Raw genomic sequence first — 24927 nt, forward strand, 5'->3', positions numbered from 1 at the left:
TGGAGACCTCAGAAGGGAGCAGTCGCACGGCCCTGCATCGCCTCCCACACGCGGGACGGGGTGAGCGGCATGTCGGCGTGCCGGACGCCGTACGGCGCGAGCGCGTCGACGACCGCGTTGACGACCGCCGGCGGCGAGCCGACCGTCGCCGACTCCCCGACGCCCTTGGCACCGATCGGGTGGTGCGGCGACGGCGTGACGGTCGTGCCGCACTCCCAGTCGGGTACCTCGAGGGCGGTCGGGATGAGGTAGTCCATCAGCGAGCCGCCGAGGCAGTTGCCGTGCTCGTCGAAGCCGATGAACTCCATCAGCGCCATCCCGATCCCGTCGGTCAGACCACCGTGGATCTGCCCCTCCACGATCATCTCGTTGATCCGGGTGCCGCAGTCGTCGACGGCGATGAAGCGGCGCACCTTCACCGCCGCCGTCCCGGGATCGATGTCGACGACGCAGATGTAGGCGCCGAACGGATAGGTCAGGTTGTCCGGGTTGTAGGAGATCTGCGCGTCCAGCCCGCCCTCGACGCCCTCGGGCAGGTCGCCGGCGCCGTGGGCGCGCATCGCGACCTCCTGGATCGTCACTCCCACGCCGGGCACGCCGCGCACGTCGAAGCGCCCCTTGGTCCACTCGAGGTCCTCGGGCGCGACCTCGAGCATCCCGGCCGCGATCAGCCGCGCCTTGTCCCGCACCCGTCGCGCCGCCAGCACCGCCGCGGCACCCGACACCGGCGTCGAGCGGGAGCCGTAGGTGCCCAGCCCGTACGGCGTGTTGTCGGTGTCGCCGTGCACGACGTCGACGTCGTCGGGGTGGATGCCCAGCTCCTCGCCGACGATCTGGGCGAACGTCGTCTCGTGCCCCTGCCCCTGGGTCTGCACCGCCAGCCGGATCACCGCCGACCCGGTCGGGTGCACCCGCAGCTCGCAGCCGTCCGCCATCCCGAGCCCGAGCATGTCCATGTCCTTGCGCGGCCCGGCGCCTACGGCCTCGGTGAAGAAGGAGACCCCGATCCCCATGAGCTCGCCACGCGACCTCTTGTCCGCCTGCTCGGCGCGCAGCTCGTCGTACCCCGCGATCCGCAGCGCCTCGTTCATCGCCGCCGGGTAGTCGCCGGAGTCGTAGACCCAGCCGGTGCGGCTCGTGTAGGGGAACTGCTCGGGCCGGATGAAGTTCTGCATCCGGAGGTCCACCGGGTCACGACCGAGCTCGGCGGCCAGCAGGTCGACCATCCGCTCGACCAGGTAGACCGCCTCCGCGATCCGGAAGGAGCAGGCGTACGCCACCCCGCCCGGCGCCTTGTTGGTGTGCACCGCCGTCATCGAGCAGTACGCCGCGTCGATGTCGTAGCTGCCGGTGAAGACGCCGAAGAACCCGCCGGGGAACTTCCGCGGCGCCGCCGTCCCGTTGAACGCGCCGTGGTCGGCGAGCACGTGGCTGCGCAGCGCGAGGATCCGCCCGTCCCGGGTCGCGGCGATCTCGCCCTGCATCACGTAGTCGCGGGCGAAGCCGGAGGCGACCAGGTTCTCGGTGCGGTCCTCGGTCCACTTCACCGGCCGGCCGGTCATCATCGAGCCGACGATCGCGCAGACGTAGCCCGGGTAGATCGGCACCTTGTTGCCGAAGCCGCCGCCGATGTCGGGCGAGATCACCCGGATCCGGTGCTCGGCGATCCCGGCGAACATCGAGAGCAGGGTGCGGTGCGCGTGCGGTGCCTGCGTCGTGGCCCAGAGCGTCAGCTTGTCGTCGACCCGGTCGTAGTCGGCGATCGCGCCGCAGGTCTCCATCGGCGCCGGGTGCACGCGCGGGAAGACCAGCTCCTGGCGCACCACGACCTCGGCGCGGTCGAAGACCGCGGCGGTGGCGGCCTCGTCGCCCGTCTCCCAGTCGAAGCAGTGGTTGTCGCGCTTGCCGTCGACGTCGTCGCGGATCAGCGGGGCGTCGGGCTCGAGCGCACGGCGTACGTCGACGACGGGCTCGAGCACGTCGTACTCGACGTCGATCAGCTCGAGCGCGTCGCGCGCGGAGTAGCGGTCCTCGGCGACGACGAACGCCACCTCCTGGCCCTGGAAGCGGACCTTGTCGGTGGCCAGCACCGCCTGCACGTCGCCGGAGAGGGTCGGCATCCAGGCCAGCCCACGCTCGGCGAGCATGGCGCCGGTGACGACGGCCTTGACCTTGGGGTGCGCCTCGGCGGCGAGGGTGTCGACGGACACGATCCGGGCGTGCGCGACGGGAGAGCGCAGGACGGCGAGGTGCAGCATCCCGGGCAGCTGGAGGTCGTCGACGTACGTGCCGCGCCCGCGCACGAACCGCCGGTCCTCCTTGCGCAGCATCCGGCCGTGACCCAGCGGGCGCTGGTCGTTGTCGACGAACTCCTGGGCGCTCACTGCTTGCCCTCCGGGTGCGCGGCCGCCCACTGGATCGAGCGCACGATCGACGCATAGCCGGTGCACCGGCAGATCTGGCCGGAGATCGCCTCCCGGATCGTGTGCTCGTCCGGGTCGGGATCGCGGTCGAGCAGGGCCCGCGCCGACATCAGCATCCCGGAGGTGCAGAAGCCGCACTGCAGCCCGTGGCACTCCATGAATCCCTGCTGCACCGGGTCGAGGACGCCGTCGTACTCGAGGTCCTCGACGGTGCGTACGTCGTGACCGGCGGCCATCGCAGCGAGCACCGTGCAGGACTTGACCGGCTCGTCGTCGTACAGGACGACGCAGGTGCCGCAGTTGCTGGTGTCGCAGCCCCAGTGCGTGCCCGTGAGGCCGAGCTCGTCGCGCAGGAAGTGCACCAGCAGCAGCCGGGCCTCGACGTCGCGGGTGACCTGCTCGCCGTTGACGGTCAGCGTGATCTCCATCAGGCGGCGCCTTCCGCGCTGGCGCGCTCCCACGCGGTGCGGAGGGTACGGCGGGTCAGCTCGCCCGCGAGGTGGCGCTTGTAGTCGGCGGAGCCCCGGCTGTCGGTGACCGGGCGGCACTGGGCGGCGGCGATCGAGCCGGCCAGCTCCCACGCCTCCTCCGACGGCCTCCGCCCACGCAGCGCCTCCGACACCTCGGGGATACCGGTGGTGTTGGGACCCACCGCGGCGAGCCCGACCCGGGCGTCCGCGATCGCGTCGTGGTCGTCGAGCCAGATGGCTGCCCCGGCCGCCGTGACTGCCCAGTCCCCCGCCCTTCGGTCGACCTTGGCGTAGGCGCTGCTGCCGCGTGGCCGGACCGGGATGCGGACCTCGATGAGCATCTCGGCATGGCCGACGACGGTCTCGTAGGGCCCGACGTGGAAGTCGTCCATGGACACCAGCCGCTCGCCCCCGGTCCCGCGGATCACGCAGCTGGCGTCGAGGGTGGTGCACACCGACGACAGGTCCTCGGACGGGTCGGCCTGGCAGAGCGCGCCGCCGAGCGTGCCCCGGTTGCGGACCGGCGGGTCGGCGATCACCCGCTCCGCGTCGCGGAAGATCGGGCAGACGGCCGCGAGCTCGTCGGACTCGAGCAGCTCGCGGTGCCGGGTCATCGCCCCGATCCGCACCTCGGTCGGGCCCACCCGGACGTAGCTGAGCTCGTCGTGCAGGTCGTTGATGTCGACGAGGTACTCGGGGTTGGCGAGCCGCAGCTTCATCATCGGCAGCAGGCTGTGCCCGCCGGCGATCAGGCGGGCCTCCTCGCCCAGGCGCTCGAGCAGGCCGATGGCGTGGTCGACGCTGGTCGCGCGCTCGTACTCGATCGGGGCCGGGACCTGCACGGCCCGATGCTACGAGCCCGCGCCGTCGGCCGCGCAGGGTTCGGCGGGGCCGAGCACCCGCGTCGACACCTCCACGAGCTGCTCGGCCAGCTCCGGCGCGCCCGGTCGCTCCGGGCCGTCCGGCGTCAGCAGCCAGGCCCGCACGACGCCGAGGAAGCCCGCAGCCGCGTAGCGGACCACGGTCGCTCCGGCCTGCGGCGCCTTCTCGGCGAGCCGCTCGGCGAACCAGGTCTCGACGGCATCCCGGGTCGCGACCAGGGCGGTCCGGCCCCCGAGGGTGCGCTGCCAGGCCCCGCGCTCGGCGTCGAGCTCGGCGAGGAAGGCGACGAGCAGCCGGTACGGCGCGTCCGGGCCGTCCGGCAGCTCCGCGCGCAGGCGCACGAAGCGGCGCTCGACGCTGGCGACCGCGACCTCGTCGATGGTGGCGAAGTGCTGGTAGAAGGTCGGCCGGCTGACGCCCGCGGCCGCGCACAGCGCGGAGACCGAGATCGCGCCCGCGTCCTGGCAGCGCAGCAGGTCGCCGAGGGCGTCGGTCAGCTGCGTGCGACTGCGGGTCGCCCGCGGGTCTGCGGTATCTGCGATGACCTTCGCCCCTCCTCCGAGTCATACCCCGTGGGCGGCTCGTTGCCGCCCCTGCACTATCTTACAGTTGTAAGAGATCTGGGAAGGACGGTCCGGACGATGGCGGTGAGCACGGTCGCGCCCGCTGCGTCCCGTCGTACCGTCCGCCCGGCCGGACTGGTCGAGCTGGCCCAGGTCCTCGGCGCGTTCCTGGTCTACAACCTCGGCCGCCTGCTCGCGACCCAGGAGCTGGGCCGGTCCGACGCACACGCGCACGACGTCGTCCGGGTCGAGCGCTGGCTCCGGCTGCCGACCGAGGCCACCCTCCAGACCTGGGCCCTGGGTCACGACTGGCTGGTCGAGGCGGCCAACCGCTACTACGTGTCGGTCCACTTCCCGCTCACGATCGCCGTGCTGGTCTGGCTCTACCGCTACCGGCGCCCGACGTACCACTGGGCGAAGCGGGCACTGCTCGGCGCCACCGCCGTCGCCCTGGTCTTCACCGTGCTGCTCCCGGTGACGCCGCCGCGGCTGCTGACCTCGCTCGGCATGGTCGACACCGGGCACGCGGGCGGGATCTCGATCTACCAGGCGCCGGTGCTCGGCAGCATGTCCAACGAGTACGCCGCGATGCCGAGCCTGCACGTCGGCTGGGCACTGCTGATCGCCGTCGTGCTGATCGCCGCGTGCCGGACCCGGTGGCGCTGGCTGTGGCTGCTGCACCCGCTCGCGACGCTCTTCGTCGTCGTCAGCACGGCCAACCACTACTGGCTCGACGGCATCGCCGGCGCTGCTCTGGTGCTCGGGGCGTTGTGGCTCACGCGCCCGGCCACTAGCGTCCGGGCATGCCGAACGTCGACCGAGCCGCCCTCCTCGCCGGCTCCATCCGCCTCGCCTCGGGCGTCTCGTTCCTGATCTCGCCGATCAAGGCCAACCGCTTCTGGGGCGACCGCTCCGAGCCTGACCCGACCACGCGCCTGCTGCTGCGCTCGATGGGCTACCGCGACGCGCTCATCGGCGGCGCGCTCGTCGTGACCGCGATCCGTGGTCGCGACACCCGCCGCTGGTTCCTGGCCTCGGGGGGCGTCGACGCGTCCGACCTGCTCGGCGGGCTCGCCGTCCACGACCAGATGTCGGCGTCCCAGAAGGCGATCGGCCTCGGCGGTGCCGTGGTCGGCATCGGGGTCGGCCTCTGGGGTGCGGCTCGGCCCCGGCGTCAGCTGTAACGCCGGGTTAGCCACTGTTCCCACCAGGTTGCAACACCCTGGGAAGAGCAGACAACCCGGCGTTACAAGCGGTACGGCGGGTTCAGGCCTCGGCGTCGAGGGCGGCGGCGACCCGGCGGTGCGCCTCCCAGATCTCCTCGGGGACGCGGTCGAAGCCCTTGAGGTGCGCCTCGCGGAAGCCCATCTCCTGGCGCCACCGCTCGTTGTCGATCGACAGGACGATCTCGAGGTCCTCGGGGGTGATCTCGACGCCCTCGAGCTCGAGCTCCTCGACGGTCGGGAGCACACCCACCGGGGTCTGGCGGCCCTTGACGTCGCCGTCCTTGAACCGCACGAGCCACAGCAGCGCCCGCAGGTTGTCGCGGTAGCCGGGCCAGCGGAAGTGGCCGTCGTCGCCGCGCTGGAACCAGTTGACGTGCGCGAAGATCGGCTGCTCGGTGGCCGAGCCGATGATCTTCAGCCAGTGCGCGGCGTAGTCGCCCTCGCCGTACGCCATGAAGGGCCGCATCGACATCGGGTCGTAGCGCAGCTGGCCGTCGACGCCCTCGGCGGCGAACGTCGCCTCCGCGCCGAGCGTCAGGCCGTCGTAGACGCCCTCGGCGAGGTCGGTGATCGCGCGGACCAGCGGCTCGCGGTCGCTGGTGCGGCCGCCGAAGATGATCGCGTCGATCGGGACGCCGGCGGGCGCCTGGAAGTCACCGGCGACGTTGGGCACGTTGGCCAGCGTCGTCGTGAAGCGGCTGTTGGGGTGCGCCCACGGCGACGTGTCGTCGGCGGCGCGCTCCGAGATCAGCTCGCCCTTCCAGTCCTGCCAGTCGGTGACGTCCTCGGGCGGGTTCTTCGTCATGCCCTCCCACCAGACCTCCTGGGTCCGGGGGTTGTAGGCGACGTTGGTGAAGATGACCCCGGTGCCCTCGCGGATCGACTCGAGAGCGCCCGGGTTGGTCTTCTCGTTGGTGTCCTTGGCGACGCCGAAGACACCGAACTCCGGGTTCATCCCGTAGACGCGGCCGTCGTCGCCGACCCACAGCCAGGCGATGTCGTCGCCGTAGAACTCCACGTGGTAGCGGTCGCCGAGCGCGTCCGGCGCCAGCGTCATCGCGAGGTTGGTCTTGCCCGACGCGCTCGGGAAGCCGCCGCAGATGTGCCAGCGCTGGCCGGTCTCCTTGTCGGTGATGCCGAGCAGCATGAACTGCTCCGCCAGGAAGACGCCCGACGCGCGACCGTCGTAGCAGGCCTGTCGCAGGCCGTGCGCGATCTTGCCGAGCAGCGCGTTGCCGCCGTACGACGAGCCAAAGTGCAGGATCGTCCGTTCGTCGGCGACGGTCGCGAAGTAGCGCTGGTCATCGGGGGTGCCCTGGCCGAGGTTCTCCAGGTCGCCGGTGACGTGCACCGCGCGCACGAAGCTGTCGGGGTCCTCGAGGTCGTTGACGTACGACGCGGCCACGCGCGACATCCGGATCATGTGCAGCACGACCGGGCGGCTGTCGGTGAGCTCGACGCCCGCGGCGTACGCCTCGAGCGGAGATCCCGGGGGCGCCATCAGGTAGGGGATGACGTACATCGTCTTGCCGGCGGACGCACCGGTCATCCGCTCGGTGAGCAGCTCGGTCATCTCGGCCGCGGGCTTCCAGTTGTTGTAGACGCCCCGGTCGTCCTCCTTGCTGGTCGCGACGACGGTGCGCTCCTCGGAGCGGGCGGTGTCCTTGTGGTAGCTGCGCGAGTAGTAGCGGCCCTCGCCGGCGGGCAGCAGCTCGCCCGCGTCGACGGCCTCCTGGAGCAGGCGCGCGTCGTCGGCGGCGCTGACGACCTCGACCCGGTCGGGTCGGGTGATCGCGGCCCAGTGGGCCACGTACTCCCGCACGCGAGGGTTGGTGAGCCCTGCCTCGTCCAGCGCGCTGTTCACGTCGACCATGTTCGTCGCAAGCCTCTCGATCCGTCCGGCGGTGCTGGGCACGGTACCCACAATTCGAGGAACCGTAGCCGTCGGGTAGGGCCGAAGTGCCCAGATCCCAATGCACACTGTGCTTTCGTCTTCGGAGGGCTTAAGTACCGGGGTCCGGAACGGGTCTTCGCGGGGCTCAGCGACGGGCGGTCGGCGAGCTCGCGGCGAGGGCCACGGCGATCGCTCCCATCAGCTCGGCGCGTACGCCGAGCTCGCCCCGCACGACGTCCGCGGCGGCCGCGGAGTTGGGCTGCGCGTGGCGGTCGAGCGACTCCCGGATGCCCGCGATCGTGGCGCTGGCGGAGCCGATGTCACCACCCATCACGATCCGCTCGGGGTTGAGCATCGTGCAGAGGTCGGCGAGGACGCGCCCGATCCGTCGGCCCGCATCGCTCAGCGCGCGGTTGACCCCGGCATCGCCCTCCTCCGCCAGGACCAGGACCCGCTCGAGGGTGAGCGGCTGGTCGTGGGCGGCCTGGAGCAGCTCGAGCATCTTGGGGATCGACACCTCGGTCTCGAGGCAGCCGCGGCTGCCGCAGCGACACATGATCCCCTTCTCGTCGACCTGGACGTGGCCGAGCTCGCCGGCCTCGCCCGTCGAGCCACCGACGAGGCGGCCGTCGACGATCACGCCGGCACCGATCCCGGTCGAGGCCTTCACGTAGATCACGTCCCTGCGTCCCCGGGCGGCGCCGTACGCCAGCTCGCCGCGGGCGCCCATGTGCGCGTCGTTGTCGACGACGGCGGTGAAGCCGGTCCGCTCGGCCAGCGCGTGGACCGGGCGGGCTCCGCGCCAGTAGGGGAGGATCCCGGAGGTCATCCGGCCGTCGCGGTCCACGGGCCCGGGGACCCCCATCGCGACGGCGCGCACGTGCTCGCGGGCGCTGCCGTTCTCGGCGAGCAGCTCGTCGATGAGTGCCGCGACCCGGTCGATGGTCGCGTCCGGCGAGTCGTCCACGTCGAGCGCGAACGAGCGCTCCAGCGCGATGCTCGAGTCGGGCCGGGCCAGGGCGGCGCGGACGTGCCGGTGCCCGAGGTCGACCCCGACCACGATCCCGGTGCCGCCGGAGAGCTCGAGCAGCGTCGGCGGCCGACCGCCGCGGCCGTTCAGCGGCGTGCCCCGGCCCTCGCGCTCCTGGAGGAGGTGGTCGTCGATCAGCTGCGCGACCAGGTTGGAGACGGTCGAGCGGGAGAGGCCGGTGTGCCGCATCAGGTCGGCCCGGGAGAGCGGCCCGTTGGTCTCCAGGACCCGGACCAGCTGGTCGCGGTTGGCGGCGCGCAGCTCACCCAGGGACCCGGTCATGGCCAGAGAGTAGCCAACACCGCCACGTTCTGGTTACTCCACAATCAAAACTAATTACTGCTCGATTGTTGCTGTTTTATGTCTTGACGCGGACTAACTGACGCTCCTACGTTGCCAACGCGACCGCCACTCGGCAACAGTTTTGCTTTACGTGCGCGCTCGTGTCCGTGTCCGCGGCGAGGGCTGGACCTCAGCGGACCTAGCAATGGAGGAACGATGACACGCACACGACGCGCGCTCGGCGCGCTGGTGGCGACCGGCGCCATGCTGGCGTTGGCCGCCTGTGGTGGAAGCAGCAGTGACGACGGCTCGTCCGCGAAGGGCGGCGGCGAGGTCGAGGTCTTCACCTGGTGGGCCGAGGGCAGCGAGAAGGCCGGCCTGGACGCGCTGGTCAAGGTCTTCGACCAGCAGAACCCGGGGGTCAAGTTCGTCAACGGAGCCGTCGCCGGTGGTGCGGGCAGCGACGCGAAGGCCGTCCTCGCCTCGCGCCTGCAGACCAACGACCCGCCCGGGACCTTCCAGGCGCACGCCGGTGCCGAGCTCACCGACTACATCAACAACGGGCAGATCGAGGACCTGTCCGACCTGTACGAGAAGAACGGCTGGAACGACCAGTTCCCGCAGTCCCTGCTCGACCGCCTGACGGTCGACGGCAAGATCTACTCGGTCCCGTCCAACATCCACCGGGCCAACCTGGTGTGGGCCAACCCGGCCGTCCTCCAGGACGCCGGGGTCGACCCGGCCGCGACGTACGACTCGATGGACGCCTGGATCGCGGACCTGAAGAAGATCAAGGCCGCCGGCAAGATCCCGCTCTCCATCGCGACCGACTGGACGCAGGTCAACCTCCTGGAGACCGTGCTGCTCTCCGACCTCGGCGTCGACGGCTACAACGGCCTGTGGGACGGCTCGACCGACTGGGCCGGGTCCGACGTCACCGACGCTCTGGACGACTACAAGACCCTGCTCGACATGACCAACGAGGACCGGCAGTCGCTCGACTGGCCGGACGCCACCCAGCTCGTGATCGACGGCGACGCCGCGTTCAACGTGATGGGTGACTGGGCGGTCGCCGCGTTCGAGGGCCAGGACAAGGAGTTCAACAAGGACTTCCTCGCCTACCCCGTGCCCGGCACCGACGGGGTCTTCGACTTCCTCGCGGACTCCTTCACGATGCCGGTCGGCGCCCCCGACCCGGCCACCACCGAGGACTGGCTCAACACGGTCGCCAGCCCGGAGGGCCAGGAGGCGTTCAACAAGGCGAAGGGCTCGATCCCGGCCAACACCGAGGCGGACACCTCCGACTTCGGCGCCTACCAGCAGACCGCGATCGAGTCGTACGCCCAGGACGACATCGTCTCGTCCCTGGCGCACGGCGCGGCGGCGCCGATCACCTGGCTGACGGACATCACGGCCGCGGTCGCGAAGTTCGGCTCGACCGGCGACGTCGACGGCTTCCAGTCGGACCTGGCCGACGCTGCCGACAAGAACGCCGCCGGCTGATCCGTCGCAGCCGGTAGCACCCCCTGCGCCGGCCCGGTCCCACCCTCGACCGGGACCGGGCCGGCGCAGCACCCGCACCCGCCGTACCAACCTTGTGAGGAGCACCCGGTGAACCGAGGATGGCGATCATGGGGACCGCCGGTCCTGCTGGTCCTCCCGTCGATGATCCTGATCGGGGTCTTCGTCTACGGACTGATCGGCGTGAACATCAACACGTCGCTGACCGACCAGCACCACCGCCTCGGCGGCGGCAGCTTCGTCGGCCTGGAGAACTACCGCACCCTGTTCCACGACGACACGTTCGTCTACTCGCTGCGCAACCTGGGGATCTACACGGTCACCTTCGTGTGCGGCACCCTCTTCTTCGGGTTCCTGTGGGCCTGGCTGCTCGAGAAGGGCGTCCGGGGCGAGGGCGGCTTCCGCGCCGTCTACCTCTTCCCGATGGCGGTGTCCTTCATCGCGTCGGGCGTCGTGTGGCGCTGGCTGCTCAACAGCGCCGAGGGTGACCGGGCCGGCGGGCTCAACCGGCTCTTCGAGAACGTCGGCCTCGGCTTCCTGGCCAACCCGTGGTGGACCAACGAGACCTGGGGCATCGTCGCGATCGCCATCCCCGCGATCTGGCAGCTGTCCGGGTACGTCATGGCGCTCTTCCTCGCGGGCTTCCGCGGGATCCCCGACGAGCTGCGCGAGGCGGCGCGCGTCGACGGCGCGTCCGAGTGGCAGCTCTACCGCCACGTCCTCTTCCCGCAGCTGAGCCCGGTCGCGCTCTCCGCGATCGTGATCGCCGGCCACATGTCGCTGAAGGTCTTCGACCTGATCATGGCCATCGCCGGTCCGACGAACTACACGACGCAGGTGCCGGCCACCCAGATGTGGACCAAGTTCACCAGCGGCGACTACGCCACGTCCGCCGCGATCGGCACCATCCTGCTCTGCATCGTGGCGCTGCTGATCGTCCCCTACCTCGTCTACACCTACCGGCAGGAGCGCAGGTCGTGAGCGCCTCGACGTTGACCGCGGCCATCCCCGCGGAGACCCACCACGACCGGCCGCCCGCGACGGGCCGGGGCCGGCGCGCCCTGGTGCGGTCGCTGCGCTACGCGCTGCTGCTCGCCTTCGTGGTCATCGTGCTGACCCCGGCGTACGTCCTCATCGTGACGTCGTTCAAGGGGCTGGGCGACGCGAGCCCGTCGCGGGCCTGGGACCTCCCGCAGAGCTGGGAGACGGCGGGCTGGTCGCGCGCCTGGACGACGCTGTCCCCCGCACTGGGCCGCACCTTCGCGATGGTGATCCCCGCCGCCCTCATCTCGGCGCTGCTCGGCTCGATGAACGGGTTCGTGCTGTCCCGGTGGCGCTTCCCCGGCGCCGACATCGTCTTCACCCTGATGCTCTTCGGGATGTTCATTCCGTACCAGGCGGTGATGATCCCGCTCGTGCAGCTGATGCAGGACCTCGGCGTCCCGAGCGGGGTGCCGAGCCTGATCGTGCTGCACGTCGTCTACGGCATCCCGATCACGACCCTCATCTTCCGCAACTACTACGCCGGGGTGCCTCAGGAGCTGATCGAGGCGGCGCGGGTCGACGGCGCGGGGATGCTGCGGACCTACGCCTCGATCATGCTGCCGCTCTCGGCACCGGCGTTCGTCGTCGTGATCATCTGGCAGTTCACGTCCGCGTGGAACGACTACCTGTTCGCGCTGTTCTTCTCGAACTCCCGCAACGGGCCGGTCACGATCGCCCTCAACTTCCTGGCGAGCGGCCAGCTCCAGGACTACTCCGCCAGCATGGCGGGTGCGCTGATCGCGTCGCTGCCGACGTTGGTCGTCTACGTCATCCTCGGGCGCTGGTTCGTCGGCGGCCTGATGGCCGGCTCGGTCAAGGGCTGATGGACCTCGACGCCGAGGGGCGACGGCTGCTCGCCTTCGCCGCCGGCGGCGAGCTGCCGGGGACCGGGTTCGGGTGGCTCGACGACGCGGGCGCGGTCGACCGCTCCCGGGGCGTGCACACCTGGATCACGGCCCGGATGACCCACGTCTTCTCCCTGGCCGCGCTGGCCGGCGAGCCCGGAGCCGCGGCCCGGGCCGCCACCGGGGTCGAGGCCCTCCTCGCCGGGCCCCTCCGGGACCGGTCGTACGACGGGTGGCTCGGCGCCGTCGACCTCACCGGGTCGCCGCTCGACGAGCACAAGCGCGCCTACGACCACGCCTTCGTGGTCCTCGCGGCCTGCAGCGCCGTGACCGCCGGCGTACCGGACGCGGAGACCCTGCTCGACGATGCCGTCGCCGTCTTCGACGAGCGGTTCCTCGACGACGCCGGTCTCGTGGTCGACGGCTACGGCCGCGACCTCTGCCGGGCGGACGACTACCGCGGAGCCAACAGCAGCATGCACACGGTCGAGGCCCTGCTGGCGCTGGGCGACCTGCGCGGCGACCGCCGCTGGCACGACCTCGCCCTCGGCATCGCCGAGCTCCTCATCCACCGAGTGGCGACCGCGTACGACTTCCGACTGCCGGAGCACTACGACCCGGCGTGGACGCCGCTGCCGGCCTACAACGCGGACCGGCGCGACGACCAGTTCCGTCCGTACGGCGTGACCCCCGGCCACCTGCTCGAGTGGTCGCGCCTGCTGCTCCAGCTGGAGGCCTCGGTCACCGATCCGCCGCCGTGGCTGGCGTCCGACGCGATCCGGCTCTTCGACGTCGCCGTCCGGATCGGCTGGGCGGTCGACGGTCGGCCTGGCTTCGTCTACACCACCGACCTGCAGGACGCGCCCGTCGTACGCCACCGGATGCACTGGGTGCACGCCGAGGCGATCGGCGCCGCCGCTGCGCTCGGCGCCCGCACGGGTGCCGCGCCGTACGCCGTGTGGCAGTCGACCTGGTGGGAGTTCGTCGAGCGGCACCTCCGCGACCCCCGCACCGGCACGGCCAACTGGCACCACGAGCTCGACGCCGAGAACCGGCCGGTCGCCCAGGTGTGGTCGGGGCGCCCGGACGTCTATCACGCCTACCAGGCGATCCTGCTGTCCCGGCACCCGCTGGGGGCGTCGCTGGCGGGAGCCCTCTCCCGGGCCTGAGACCTCGCGGGCAGGCCGGCGGCCGCGACACAATGCCCCATGCGACGAAGCCTGGTGAACGACCCCGACGACCTGGTCGTGGAAGCCCTGGAGGGCCTCGCCCTGGCCCATCCCACCCTGGTCCGGCACGACGCGGAGCACGGGTTCGTCGCGCGCGCGACGCCGGCCCGCGACAAGGTCGGCCTGGTCTCCGGCGGCGGGTCGGGGCACGAGCCGCTGCACGCCGGGTTCGTCGGGCACGGCATGCTCGACGTCGCCGTCCCGGGTGCCGTGTTCGCGAGCCCGACGGCGCTCCAGCTGTACGACGCGACGCGGGCGGCCGACGCCGGGCGCGGGGTGCTGCACATCGTGAAGAACTACACCGGCGACGTCATCAACTTCACCGTCGCGCGCGAGCTCGCCGACGAGGACGACGACATCGCGACCGAGGTCGTGCTGGTCGACGACGACCTGGCGACCGACCTCGGTGAGGAGCCGGACGACCCGGACGCACCCGGACGCCGCGGCACCGCCGCCGTCGTCGCCGTGGAGAAGATCTGCGGCGCGGCCGCCGAGGAGGGCGCCGACCTCGGCTCCCTCGCCGAGCTCGGGCGGAGCGTCGCCGCCCGCGCGCGGAGCATGGCGTTCGCGATCGAGGCGGGCACCCACCCCGGCTCGTCCCGGCCCGCCTTCGACCTCGACGCGGACGAGGTCGAGCTCGGCGTCGGGATCCACGGCGAGCGTGGGCGGTCTCGGGTGCCCTTCGGGCCCACCGACGAGCTCGTCGCCCGACTCGTCGACCCGCTCGTGGAGGCGCTTCGGCCCGCCCGCGGCAGCGGCGTCATCGCGATCGTCAACGGACTGGGATCGACGTACCCCTTGGAGCTGTACGCCGCCGCCCGCGCCGTGCACGGCGGCATGACGGCTCGGGGTGTCCGGGTCGACCGGTTCCTGGTCGGCAGCCTCGTCACCTCGCTCGACATGCACGGCGTCTCCGTCACCCTGCTGCCCGTCGACGACGAGCTGCTCCGCCTGTGGGACGCACCCGTCCGCACTCCCGCCCTGACCTGGTGAGGCCACGATGAACGCACGCGACACCGCCCTGGACGCCGGCTTCGGCGAGCGCTGGACCCGGGCCATGACCACCGCCTTCGCCACCGAGGCCGACCGGCTCGGCGAGCTCGACCGCCTCGCCGGGGACGGCGACTTCGGCCGCAACCTCACCTCGGCCTTCGGACGCGTGCAGCAGGAGGTGGACGCCGCCGGGCCGACGACGTACGCCGCCTGGCTGACGTGCGTGTCCCGCGGCTTCCTCGGGACGGGTGGGACGAGCGGCCCGCTGTTCGGGATGTTCTTCCGCGAGCTGGCCCGCTGCTCGACCGGGGACGAGCCCACCGTCGCGGAGCTCGGCCGGGGACTGTCCGCCGGTCTGGCGACGGTGCAGCGCTACGGCAAGGCCCAGGTCGGCCACAAGACGATGGTCGATGCCCTGGCGCCGGCGGTCGACGCGCTGGGCGCGACGGACGGCACCCTGCGCGGCGCGGCGGAGGCCGCCGACGAGGGCGCCCGGTCGACGGCCGACATCATCGCGAAGCGGGGTCGGGCGAGCTACGTCGGCGAGGCCTCGCGCGGGGTGCTCGACCCCGGGGCGGTGGCGATGGCGATGGTGCTCGCCCTCGCCGCGGACTCGGCGAGCTGACCAGTCAACCGGTGAGCCCGAACTCGATCCAGAGCGGGTAGTGGTCGCTCACCCGCCACGACAGCGCCGACTTCGACGTGCTCGGGTAGACGTACGGGACGAAGTCGAAGTTGCCGGCCCGGCCGGTGAACTCGAGACCGTGGAGCAGGCTCGTGACGGTCCCGGCGTCGTCGACGGTGGAGAACCAGGCGATCTGGTCGTAGTGGTGCGGCTTGGTCGGGCTGTCGAAGATGGTGCGGGGCAGGGTCGAGAGCTGGCCGGGGGGAAAGAGCCCGGTGGAGACGAAGGCCCGGTAGACGGGAGTCCCGGGACCCTCGAGGTTGAAGTCCCCCAGGACGAGCAGGTTGGAGTTCCAGTCGCGCGGACGGTCGGCCCAGTCGCGCATCCAGCGGGCGAACGCCGTCACCTCCGGCACCCGCCTGGCGGGCGCCCCGTCCCAGACGACGTGCACGGTCGTGAGGATGACCTCGACGCCGTTGCGGCTGAAGGACGCGGCGTACGGCGTGCGGGCGAACTGGCGGACCGCCCGTCCCGCCTGCGGCGGGAGCACCACCTCCCCGACCAGCCCGGAGGAGACGACCCGGGTCCTGTCGAAGAGGAACGTCAGCCGCTCGCCGTTGCCACCGTCACCCTCGGTGACGTCGCTGCACACGAAGTCCCAGCCTGGCCCGAGCTCGGCGAGCACGGCCCGCAGGCCGCTGATGTCGCGCCGGACCTCCTGGACGGCGACGACGTCGAACCTCGAGATGACCGCAGCGATGAGCGCGACGGCCCGCCGGTCCCGCTTCGGGGACGCGGTGTCCGGGGCGTCCCAGGAGTCCGTCAGCCCCGCCAGGGCCCGGATGTTCCACGAGCCGATGAGCAGGTTGCCCGGCGTACGGCGCGGCACGACCCTCGACGCGGCGGTGCGCAGGCGTCGTACCTCCGCACGCACGGCCGCCGGCTTCGTCCCCGCCGCAGTGGTGTCGGGCATGCCTCCACGAGAGCACCGGGACACGCCCGGCGCCATAGGTCGTCTGGGCGGTCAGACGATCTTGCGGCTCGGCTTGGTCTTGACCGTCGTCGCCTGGTAGCCCGCCGCCGTGGCCGTGACCTTGACGAAGACCTTCTTGCCCTTCAGCGCCCTGCTCAGCTTCAGCTTGGACTTGGTGGCCCCCTTCACGGCCTTGGCGCCGACGAACCACTGGTACGTGAGCCTGACACCCGGCGCCGACCAGGTCCCGCCCGACACCGTCAGGGTCTTGCCCACCTTCGCCGTGCCGGTGATCGCGGGCGCCCGCGTGGCCGTGATCGTGCCCGCCGCCACTCGGGCACTCGCCGCGGACGTCGCTGTCGCCGCTGCGAACCCGGCCGCGGATGCCGTCACCCGCACCTTGAGCACCTTGCCGACGTCGCCGGCCACGGGCGTGTAGGTGGACTTCGTCGCCCCTGCGACCGGGACGTCGCCCGCCAGCCACTGGTAGGCGAAGGTCGCACCGGCCGGCGTCCAGCTCCCGGGGTTCGCGGTCACGACCCGCCCGACCACCGGCGTTCCCGGGATGCCCGGCGCCGTGTTGTTGACGACCGACGCCGTCCCCGCATCGACGACGGGACCCACCCCGGCCGAGGTCACGGAGGCCGACGGCGTACCCGCCTTCGACGCGGTCACCCGCACCTTGATCGTCTTCCCGATGTCACCAGCCACCGGCGTGTACGTCGACGCGGACGCCCCGCCGATCGCCACATCGTCCGCCAGCCACTGGTAGGCGAACGTCGCGCCCGACGGCGTCCACGTGCCGGGCGCCGCGGTGAGAACCGACCCGACCCGTGGCGTCCCGGAGATCGACGGAGGCACCGTGTTCGCCATCGGAGGCACCACGGACGCGGCGAGCTGGGCGTTGCGGCCACCCACCGTCGCGCCGGCGGGCACGACCACGTCGGTCCCCGCCGCCACGGTCGCGACGTTGTCGAAGAACTCGCTCTGGTAGGTACCGGCCGGGTCGGCGAATCCGAGACGGTAGGTGCCGGCAGGCAGCTGGAGCGAGTACGTGCCCCCGAGACCGGTCGAGGCGGACGCAACCTGCGGGAACGAGCCGCCGTCGTTGCGGTATGCCGTCACCGTGATGCCCCCCAGCGCCTGTGCCGAGGGGCCGGTGACCGTGCCGGTGACGGTCCCCCGCTGCTGCATCGAGAAGCTGATGCTGTCCGCGCCGCCGGCCGCCCCGAGGACGATGTCGGTAGCGGTCGCGAGCGTCGCCTTGTCGTTCCAGTACTCGTCGATGTAGCCATCCCAGCTCGCGCTGGCACCGACCCGGTAGGTGCCCGGTGCGAGGCCCTCGAAGAAGTAGAGACCGGTGTCGCGGCTGCCGACGTCCTCCAGGGCCACGTAGGAGCTGCCCACCAGCTGGTAGAGCGTGACGTCCGCGCCGGTGACAGGACCGCCGCCCTGCGCGGTGATGACACCGGAGATGTGACCGCCGGCGCCCAGCACCGCGTTCCGACCGGTGGTCATCGCGCCACCTGCGACGGTGACGTCGCTGGCGGTGGCGATCGTGGGCTGGTCGTTCCACAGCTCGCGCCCGTACACGCCGTCGGGGTCCCGGAACCCGACGCGGTAGGCACCGTCGGCCAGCCCCGCGAGCACGTACGCGCCGGCGTTGTCGGTGTCGTCCTCCGCGACGGCCACCCAGTTCCCGCTGCGCGAGGTGTACGCCGTGACCTCGATGCCCGGCAGGGCGCCGCCGGCGTCGCTGACCGTGCCGCTGATGCCTCCGGACTTCGCGAGGCCGGCGTCCCGGGTCACGGTGGCGCCGGCGGCGATCGCGATGTCGTCGGCCTGCTCGACCGACGCCTTGTCGTTCCACCACTCGAGCTGGTGGCCGGCCGGCGGGTCGAACTGCAACCGGTAGGTCCCGGCACGCAGGCCCTGGATGCGGTACGTGCCGGAGCTGTCGGTCGAGACACCACGGACGTCGTCCCAGAACCCGTTCGTGAACTGGTACATCGAGACCCAGACCCCGGACAGGGGCCCGCCACCGGTCTCGGTCACCGTTCCCGTCAACGTCGCACCGGCCTCGAGGGCGGCGTCGACGGTGCTGAGCGTGGCTCCGGCCGCGAGCACGATGTCGTCGGCGGTGTCGAACGAGGCCCGGTTGTTCCAGTACTCCCCGAGGTAGGCGCTGCCGTCGGGCGCGTCGAAGCCGACCCGCCAGGTCCCCGCCTGCAGCCCGTTGAACGAGTAGCCACCCGTGGCATCGGTGTCCGTCGAGGACCAGTACCGCCACGCCGTGCCGACCTTGCGGTAGGCGGTCACGGATGCGTCCGCGAGCGCCGCACCACCGGTGCCGGTGACGTGGCCACCGATCGTCGCGCCCCCGGCGAGCTGCGCGTTCTTTCCGGTGACCGCCTGGGAGGCCGCGACGGTCACCGCGGTCGCACCGTCGCGCTCCGGCTGGTTGTCGAACCACTCCGGGGCGAACCCGCCGGCCGGGTCGCTGAACTGCAGCCAGTACGTGCCCGGGTCGAGATTCGACACGATGTACGAACCGGACGCGTTCGTCGTCGCCGACCCGGCGAAGCTGTCGAAGCCGCCCGCGTCCCGGTAGGCCTGGATGCGAATGCCGGCGAGCGCCGTACCCGAGCTGTTGGTCACCGTGCCCGCGATGCTGCCGCGCGGTGCGAGCGTGGCGTTGCGGCCGCTGGTGGTGGCTCCGGCCGTGACGACGACATCGGTCGCCGCGTCCACACTCGCCTTGTCGTCGTAGTACTCGGTCAGGTAGGCCGGGTGGGCGTAGCGGAGCCGGTAGCTGCCCGGCGTCAGCCCGCTGAGGTCGAACGCGCCGGTCGCGCTCGTGTTCGTGGTCGTGAGCGCGCTCCAGCCCGACCCGTCGTTGCGGTAGGCCGTGACGGAGACGCCCTGCAGGTTCCCGCTGGGGCCGCTCACCGTGCCGGTGATGTGGCCGGCCCTGGCGAGCACGGCGTTGGTGCCGGCGACGGTGCCGGCCGCCGGGACCGCGATGTCCGTGCCCGACCTGAGGTCCGGCTTGTCGTTCCAGGCCTCGGAGAGGTAGCGGCCGCTCGGGTCGCTGAAGACCACTCGGTGGGTGGTGGCCCGCAGGCGCGAGAGCGTGTATGCGCCTGCGGCGTCCGTGGTGGCGGTCTGCGCCGACTCCCAGTCGCCGCGGACGAGCTCGTACGCCGTCACCCGGACGCCCTGAGCCGCTCCGGTGCCGTCGGTGACCGTGCCCGAGATGGCTCCCGACCGGGTCAGCTGGGCGCTGATGCCGGGCAGGGTCGCAGAGGCCGGCACGTGCAGGATCTTGGCCTTGCCGAGCAGCGTGACATCGTCGAAGAACTCCTCGGAGTACGTGCCCGTGCCGTCGGCGAACCCGATCCGGTACGGGCCGGGGTCGAGTCCTCCGACGTCGTAGGTGCCGTTGGCCGCGGTCGTCGTCTCGCGGAACGAGTACCAGCCGTCGTCGTAGCGGTAGACGGTGACGTCGACGCCCGGGACGCCGACACCGGTCGAGCTCGTGACCGTGCCGGTGATGTGGCTGGCGGAAGCGAGCGACGCGTTGCGACCGGTCACGGTCTGCGACGCCACGACGGCGATGTCGATCGCCGTCTCGAGGGTGGCCTGGTCGTTCCAGTACTCGCCGCGGTAGACACCTGCCGGGTCGGCGAACCCGAGCCGGTAGGTCCCCGAGTCCAGCCCCGAGAGCGTGTAGGCGCCCCTCGCGTCCGTGGTGGCGTCGGCGACGCTGTCGTAGCCGAACTCGGTGCTGCGGTACGCCGTCACGTGGATGCCGGTCAGGGCCGCCCCACCGGCCGCAGCGGTGACCGTTCCGGTGATCCGCCCCGGCGTCGCCAGCTGGGCGTTCCGACCGCTGGTGGTCGAGCCCTGCACCACCGCGACGGCGTCCGCAGTCTCCACTGTGGGCTTGTCGTTCCAGTACTCCGAGAGGTACCCGGTCGCCTCGAACCCGAGCCGGTACGCACCGGTCGCCAGGCCACCGATCGAGTAGGTGCCGTCGGCTGCGGTCTGGTCGCTGCCCACCTCGTCGAAGAAGCCGCCGTCCGGCTGGTAGACCGTGACCGTCGCGTCGGCGATCGGGGCGCCTCCGGGCGCCGTCACGGTGCCGGTGACCCGGCCCGGCTCGGCGAGGACCGCGTTCTTCCCGGTCACGTCGGTGCTCGCCGCGACGACCACGGGATCCGCGGTCGCCAGGTCGGGCTTGTCGTTCCAGTACTCGCCGACGTGAGCACCGCTGAAGTCCTCGAACCCGATCTTGTAGGTGCCGGCGCTCAGCCCTCCGACGGTGTACGTGCCGTCCGCGGCCGTGAACGCATCGCCCACCCAGTTGCCGTCCGACGCCCGGTAGACCGATACGTCGACGTCCGCCAGGCCCGTCGCGCCGTTCGTGACCGTCCCGGAAATGGTGCTCGCGCGGGCGAGCGTCGCGTTCCTCCCGGTCACCGCCTGACCGGCACCGACGACGACGTCGTCGGCAGTCTCGACGCTCGGCTTGTCGTTCCAGTACTCCGACTGGTAGCCGGAATCGGAGAAGTCGTCGAAGCCGACGCGATAGGTCCCCGCGGGAAGGTCGGTGACCGCGTAGTGCCCGCTCGCGTCCGTGGTGGCACCGGACACGTAGTCCCAGAAGTCGAAGTCCTGGTCGTAGGCGTAGACGGTGACCTGGATGTTCTCGAGGGGTGCGGCGCCTCCACCCGTCACGGTGCCGCTGATGGATGCGGTGTCGGCCGCACGGGCCGGTGCGGCGAGGACGCCGAGCGGCACCAGCACGGAGCTGACCAGGAGGAGCGATGCGAGGAGCCGTCCACGACCGGGACGCTGCGAGGGTGCCGACATGCTGACCTCCGGGGTGCGGGATCAGCGCAACGTAGGACTCCTGGCCGGGCCTGCCTGCCGGCGTTCACCGCATTCCCCTGTTTGTGGGGTCCGGTCCAGTCCAGTCCCACGAGCAGCCGGCTCTACTGCTGGGGGGCCTCCGTCGCGCGACGGCCCTTGGGCCTCCGCGCCTCCCACTCCGCCCAGGTCATCTCCTCGTCCAGGTCCCACTCGGGATGGTCCGCCACAGCGGTGGCCTGGCTCTGGGCCGCCTGCTCCTGCGTGGCACCGCCGTCGATGATGGCCTGGTAGGCAAGGAAGTGTCGCCGGCTGAACCTGTCGTTCGTCTCGGTCACGCCACGATCCTCCGTCAGCACTCCGGGGGAGGCGGGAGTCGTCGGGCGCACATACCCTGAATGGTCGATGACCAGCGGTCACTGGGCCCGCGGGCTGGTCGATGCGGAGGTAGGACGGCATGGTCTACGTGTACGGGTTCGCGAGCGGCAGCAAGGAGCAGCGAGACCTCCTCGGCGGCAAGGGGGCGAACCTCGCCGAGATGACCAACCTCGGTCTGCCGGTGCCGCCCGGTTTCACGATCACCACCGAGGCGTGCCGCGCCTACCTCGCCGACGGCGGCGATCCCGAGGGGCTGGCGGAGGAGATCACCGAGCACCTCGCTGCTCTCGAGGAGAGGATGGGGCGCCGGCTCGGGCAGGTCGACGACCCGCTGCTCGTCAGCGTGCGGTCGGGAGCGAAGTTCTCGATGCCCGGGATGATGGAGACCGTCCTCAACATCGGGCTCAACGACGAGTCGGTCGTGGGCCTCGCCCGCCAGAGCGAGGACGAGCGGTTCGCGCAGGACTCCTACCGCCGGCTCCTGCAGATGTTCGGCGTGACCGTCCTCGACATCGACTCCGAGCACTTCTCCGACGCGCTGGAGGCGGCCAAGAAGGCCCGCAGCACCGACGACGACCTCGGCCTCGACGCCGATGACCTGCGTGAGCTGGTCAGCACGTTCAAGCGCATCGTCCGCAAGCAGACCGGTCGGGACTTCCCGCAGGACCCGCGCGAGCAGCTCGACCTCGCGATGCGCGCGGTCTTCGACTCGTGGAACGGCGACCGGGCTCGGCTCTACCGCCGCCAGGAACGCATCCCCGACGATCTCGGCACCGCCGTCAACGTGCAGGCGATGGTGTTCGGGAACTTCGGCATGAGCTCGGGGTCCGGCGTCGCGTTCACGCGCGACCCGGCCAGCGGGTCCCAGGGCGAGTACGGCGACTACCTGCAGAACGCCCAGGGCGAGGACGTCGTCGCCGGCATCCGCAACACGGTCAGCCTGGCCGAGCTCGCCGAGATCGACGCGACCTCCCACGACGAGCTGCTGGCGATCATGGCGCGCCTGGAGCGGCACTACCGCGACATGTGCGACATCGAGTTCACCGTCGAGCGCGGCAAGCTCTGGATGCTCCAGACCCGGGTGGGCAAGCGAACGCCGGAAGCGGCGTTCCGGATCGCCATCCACATGGTCGACGAGGGCCTGATCCAGATGGACGAGGCGGTCACCCGGGTCACCGGGGAGCAGCTCGCCCAGCTGATGTTCCCGCGGTTCGACGAGTCAGCCGAGCGCGTCCTGCTCGCGACCGGCATGAACGCCTCCCCGGGCGCCGCTGTCGGCAAGGCCGTCTTCGACTCCGACACCGCCGTCGAGTACGCCGCACGCGGGGAGGACGTGATCCTGGTCCGCAAGGAGACCAACCCCGACGACCTGCGCGGCATGGTCGCCGCCCGCGGCATCCTCACCAGCCGTGGCGGCAAGACCTCGCACGCGGCGGTCGTGGCGCGCGGCATGGGCCGCACCTGCGTGTGCGGCGCCGACGCGCTCGAGGTCGACACCGTGGCACGCGAGTTCCGCACCCGCGACGGCGAGACGGTGCGCGAGGGCGAGCTGATCTCGATCGACGGCACCACCGGAGAGGTGTACGCGGGCGAGGTCCCTGTCTCGGCAGCCCTGGTCGTGCGCCACTTCGAGGGCGAGAAGGTCGACGACGACCTGGTCAGCGCGGTGGCCCGGATCATGGCGCACGCCGACGGCGCCCGACGGCTCCGGGTGCGCGCCAACGCCGACACCCCCGACGACGTCGCCCGGGCACGACGGTTCGGCGCTCAGGGCATCGGGCTGTGCCGTACCGAGCACATGTTCCTCGGCGAGCGGCGCGAGCTGGTCGAACGACTGGTCGTGGCGGAGAGCGAGGACGACCAGGCCGCAGCGCTCGAGGCGCTCCTGCCCCTCCAGCGTCAGGACTTCACCGAGATCTTCGAGGCGATGGACGGTCTGCCGGTGACCATCCGTCTGATCGACCCACCACTGCACGAGTTCCTCCCCGACCTGACCGAGCTGTCGGTCAAGGTGGCGCTCGCGGAGGAGCGCGGGGAGGTCGACGAGCACGACCGGGTGCTGCTGCGGCACGTCCGCCGGCTGCACGAGCAGAACCCGATGCTCGGCCTGCGCGGCGTACGCCTCGGCATCCAGATCCCCGGCCTCTTCCGGATGCAGGCCCGCGCCATCCTCGAGGCGGCCGCCGAGCGCACCGCGGCCGGGATGCGACCGGTGCCGGAGATCATGATCCCGCTGGTCGCCAGCGTCCGGGAGCTCGAGATCGTCAAGGCCGACATCCTCGCCGTGGCCCAGGAGATCGAGGAGGACCGCGGGATCACCCTCGCCTACTCGGTCGGCACCATGATCGAGCTCCCGCGGGCGGCGTTCCTGGCCAACAGGATCGCTGCGGAGGCGGAGTTCTTCTCGTTCGGCACCAACGACCTGACCCAGATGGCGTGGGGCTTCTCCCGTGACGACGTGGAGGCGTCGTTCTTCTCGCGCTACTTCGAGCACGCGATCTTCGACGTCTCCCCCTTCGAGTCGCTCGACCAGCTGGGCGTCGGCGGGATGGTCGAGATGGGCACCAAGAAGGGCCGGAAGACCAAGCCCGACCTCAAGGTCGGCGTCTGCGGCGAGCACGGCGGGGACCCCCGCTCGATCCACTTCTTCGACAAGGTCGGGCTCGACTACGTCTCCTGCTCGCCGTTCCGCATCCCCGTCGCACGGCTCGAGGCCGGCCGATCGGTGCTCATCGCGAGGACGAACGGCTGAAATCGAAGGAGCCGCAGGTCAGCTGGCTGACCTGCGGCTCCTCGTGTCCTGCGCGCCTGTAGGGATTCGAACCCCAAACCTTCTGATCCGTAGTCAGATGCTCTATCCGTTGAGCTACAGGCGCTCATCACCACTCGTGAGAGCGACTGGACGAGGATAGCCGAATGCACCGAGGTTGCCGAAATCAGTGGCGGGGCGTGGTCCTCGCGGTCGCGGTGGTGCTCGCGCTGGCCGGCTGCCAGGGTGACGAGACGCCGGACGCCGCGACGACGAGCGTGCAGGCTTTCCCGGACGCGCCGCACGTCTCGGGGCCGCTGACCGTCGAGCTGCGACCGGCCCTGTCGCTGGTCTTCGACGACCGGCGCTGCCGGCCGGACCCGGCGGCCGGCCAGCTCTGCTCGAGCGACGGATCGGGCGGCTACCGGGTACTGGGCACCAGCGGGCCGCTGGTGGTCGCCGAGGTCGGCACCGCGCCGTCCGCCGACCACACCTCCTGGCGGACGACCGTGCGGTTCGCGCCCGGCTCGCGCGACGCCGTACGACGGGTGCGGGAGCAGACCGCGGGGATCGGCGGCGTGGTCGTCGTGACGGTCGGCGACGCCATCGTCATGGTCGCCACGCCGCCCGAGCTGCACCCGGGACGGATCCTCCGCTTAGGTCTCGGAAAGGCCGAAGCGTGGTCTCTTGTGGACGCATTCGGATAGCCCAGACCCGCTCAAAACAAGGGATGTGACGCTTCCCACGGTCCGTTGATCGATCCAATGTGTGCACGCCAGACTCCCCGGTACTGTCGCCGCATCCTGGACCCCGATCAGGTCCTCGGACCGGGATGCACACCACTCGCCGACAACGACGCCGAGCGATCCACCACTACTCCACGACACACCGTCGATGCGCTCGACGGCCGGCCGCCACCTCCACCGGG

The 24927-nt window shown here is 71.4% G+C and carries 19 protein-coding genes, 1 tRNA gene and 1 pseudogene; 10 read left to right on the top strand and 11 right to left on the bottom strand.

The window, feature by feature from the left end; translation table 11 throughout:
- Positions 1-8: 8 nt before the first annotated feature.
- The 5 genes and pseudogenes from ASC77_RS15395 to ASC77_RS27870 all read right to left on the bottom strand — a co-directional run.
- Positions 9-2384: an aerobic carbon-monoxide dehydrogenase large subunit gene (locus tag ASC77_RS15395; RefSeq protein ID WP_056154763.1), complete on the bottom strand. Its 2376-nt coding sequence runs from the start codon at positions 2382-2384 to the stop codon at positions 9-11.
- On the bottom strand, positions 2381-2851 hold the full coding sequence (locus tag ASC77_RS15400; RefSeq protein WP_056154766.1) for a (2Fe-2S)-binding protein: 471 nt from the start codon (positions 2849-2851) through the stop codon (positions 2381-2383). The genes ASC77_RS15395 and ASC77_RS15400 overlap by 4 nt, the downstream gene beginning before the upstream one ends.
- Positions 2851-3735 (bottom strand): FAD binding domain-containing protein, encoded by an 885-nt coding sequence (locus tag ASC77_RS15405; protein WP_056154769.1) that lies wholly within the window; start codon positions 3733-3735, stop codon positions 2851-2853. The genes ASC77_RS15400 and ASC77_RS15405 overlap by 1 nt, the downstream gene beginning before the upstream one ends.
- Before the next feature lie 9 nt (positions 3736-3744).
- Positions 3745-4116, bottom strand: coding sequence for a hypothetical protein (locus ASC77_RS27475; protein ID WP_056154772.1), 372 nt, complete (start codon positions 4114-4116; stop codon positions 3745-3747).
- 36 nt (positions 4117-4152) lie between these two features.
- Positions 4153-4317, bottom strand: a pseudogene (locus ASC77_RS27870) (TetR/AcrR family transcriptional regulator); the annotation flags it as partial.
- Positions 4318-4416: 99 nt separating this feature from the next.
- On the opposite strand from ASC77_RS27870, the gene ASC77_RS15415 reads away from it, so the two are divergent.
- Positions 4417-5211: a phosphatase PAP2 family protein gene (locus ASC77_RS15415; RefSeq protein ID WP_056154774.1), complete on the top strand. Its 795-nt coding sequence runs from the start codon at positions 4417-4419 to the stop codon at positions 5209-5211.
- A complete protein-coding gene (locus tag ASC77_RS15420) occupies positions 5142-5522 on the top strand; it encodes a DUF4267 domain-containing protein (protein WP_056154778.1) in 381 nt (126 codons plus the stop codon). The genes ASC77_RS15415 and ASC77_RS15420 overlap by 70 nt, the downstream gene beginning before the upstream one ends.
- Positions 5523-5604: 82 nt before the next feature.
- Here ASC77_RS15420 and ASC77_RS15425 read toward each other — a convergent pair whose 3' ends face one another.
- Complete coding sequence (locus ASC77_RS15425) at positions 5605-7479, bottom strand: phosphoenolpyruvate carboxykinase (GTP) (protein WP_235547706.1); 1875 nt, start codon at positions 7477-7479, stop codon at positions 5605-5607.
- A gap of 124 nt (positions 7480-7603) precedes the next feature.
- Complete coding sequence (locus tag ASC77_RS15430; protein ID WP_235547707.1) at positions 7604-8770, bottom strand: ROK family transcriptional regulator; 1167 nt, start codon at positions 8768-8770, stop codon at positions 7604-7606.
- A 216-nt stretch (positions 8771-8986) separates the two neighbouring features.
- Between ASC77_RS15430 and ASC77_RS15435 the strand changes: the two genes are divergently transcribed.
- The 6 genes from ASC77_RS15435 (at position 8987) to dhaL (ending at position 15027) form a co-directional block, all read left to right on the top strand.
- Positions 8987-10273 carry an ABC transporter substrate-binding protein gene (locus ASC77_RS15435; protein WP_056154786.1) on the top strand — a complete coding sequence of 429 codons (1287 nt, stop codon included), beginning with the start codon at positions 8987-8989 and terminating at the stop codon, positions 10271-10273.
- A gap of 162 nt (positions 10274-10435) precedes the next feature.
- Entirely contained in the window at positions 10436-11272 is an 837-nt protein-coding gene (locus ASC77_RS15440; RefSeq protein WP_082574797.1) for a carbohydrate ABC transporter permease, read from the top strand.
- Positions 11269-12159: a carbohydrate ABC transporter permease gene (locus ASC77_RS15445; RefSeq protein ID WP_056154792.1), complete on the top strand. Its 891-nt coding sequence runs from the start codon at positions 11269-11271 to the stop codon at positions 12157-12159. The genes ASC77_RS15440 and ASC77_RS15445 overlap by 4 nt, the downstream gene beginning before the upstream one ends.
- Complete coding sequence (locus tag ASC77_RS15450; RefSeq protein ID WP_056154793.1) at positions 12159-13349, top strand: AGE family epimerase/isomerase; 1191 nt, start codon at positions 12159-12161, stop codon at positions 13347-13349. The genes ASC77_RS15445 and ASC77_RS15450 overlap by 1 nt, the downstream gene beginning before the upstream one ends.
- Before the next feature lie 39 nt (positions 13350-13388).
- Positions 13389-14402, top strand: a complete 1014-nt coding sequence (locus ASC77_RS15455) for a dihydroxyacetone kinase subunit DhaK (protein WP_056154797.1) — start codon at positions 13389-13391, stop codon at positions 14400-14402.
- 7 nt (positions 14403-14409) lie between these two features.
- Entirely contained in the window at positions 14410-15027 is a 618-nt protein-coding gene (gene dhaL, locus ASC77_RS15460) for a dihydroxyacetone kinase subunit DhaL (RefSeq protein ID WP_082574799.1), read from the top strand.
- Positions 15028-15031: 4 nt separating this feature from the next.
- Here the strand turns inward: dhaL and ASC77_RS15465 are convergent, their stop codons facing one another.
- The 3 genes from ASC77_RS15465 to ASC77_RS15475 form a co-directional block, all read right to left on the bottom strand.
- Positions 15032-16000, bottom strand: coding sequence for an endonuclease/exonuclease/phosphatase family protein (locus ASC77_RS15465; RefSeq protein ID WP_056154800.1), 969 nt, complete (start codon positions 15998-16000; stop codon positions 15032-15034).
- 51 nt (positions 16001-16051) lie between these two features.
- Positions 16052-20875 carry a carboxypeptidase regulatory-like domain-containing protein gene (locus tag ASC77_RS15470; RefSeq protein WP_056154803.1) on the bottom strand — a complete coding sequence of 1608 codons (4824 nt, stop codon included), beginning with the start codon at positions 20873-20875 and terminating at the stop codon, positions 16052-16054.
- A 122-nt stretch (positions 20876-20997) separates the two neighbouring features.
- Entirely contained in the window at positions 20998-21210 is a 213-nt protein-coding gene (locus tag ASC77_RS15475; RefSeq protein ID WP_056793435.1) for a hypothetical protein, read from the bottom strand.
- 119 nt (positions 21211-21329) lie between these two features.
- Here ASC77_RS15475 and ppdK point away from each other — a divergent pair, with 119 nt between their 5' ends.
- On the top strand, positions 21330-24002 hold the full coding sequence (gene ppdK / locus ASC77_RS15480) for a pyruvate, phosphate dikinase (RefSeq protein ID WP_056154807.1): 2673 nt from the start codon (positions 21330-21332) through the stop codon (positions 24000-24002).
- Positions 24003-24053: 51 nt separating this feature from the next.
- Here ppdK and ASC77_RS15485 read toward each other — a convergent pair.
- Positions 24054-24126: transfer RNA gene (locus tag ASC77_RS15485), tRNA-Arg, on the bottom strand.
- 73 nt (positions 24127-24199) lie between these two features.
- Between ASC77_RS15485 and ASC77_RS15490 the strand changes: the two genes are divergently transcribed.
- Positions 24200-24706, top strand: a complete 507-nt coding sequence (locus tag ASC77_RS15490; RefSeq protein ID WP_056154810.1) for a hypothetical protein — start codon at positions 24200-24202, stop codon at positions 24704-24706.
- The last annotated feature ends 221 nt before the right edge of the window (positions 24707-24927 follow it).

Source organism: Nocardioides sp. Root1257 (assembly GCF_001425175.1).
Lineage (GTDB): Bacteria > Actinomycetota > Actinomycetes > Propionibacteriales > Nocardioidaceae > Nocardioides.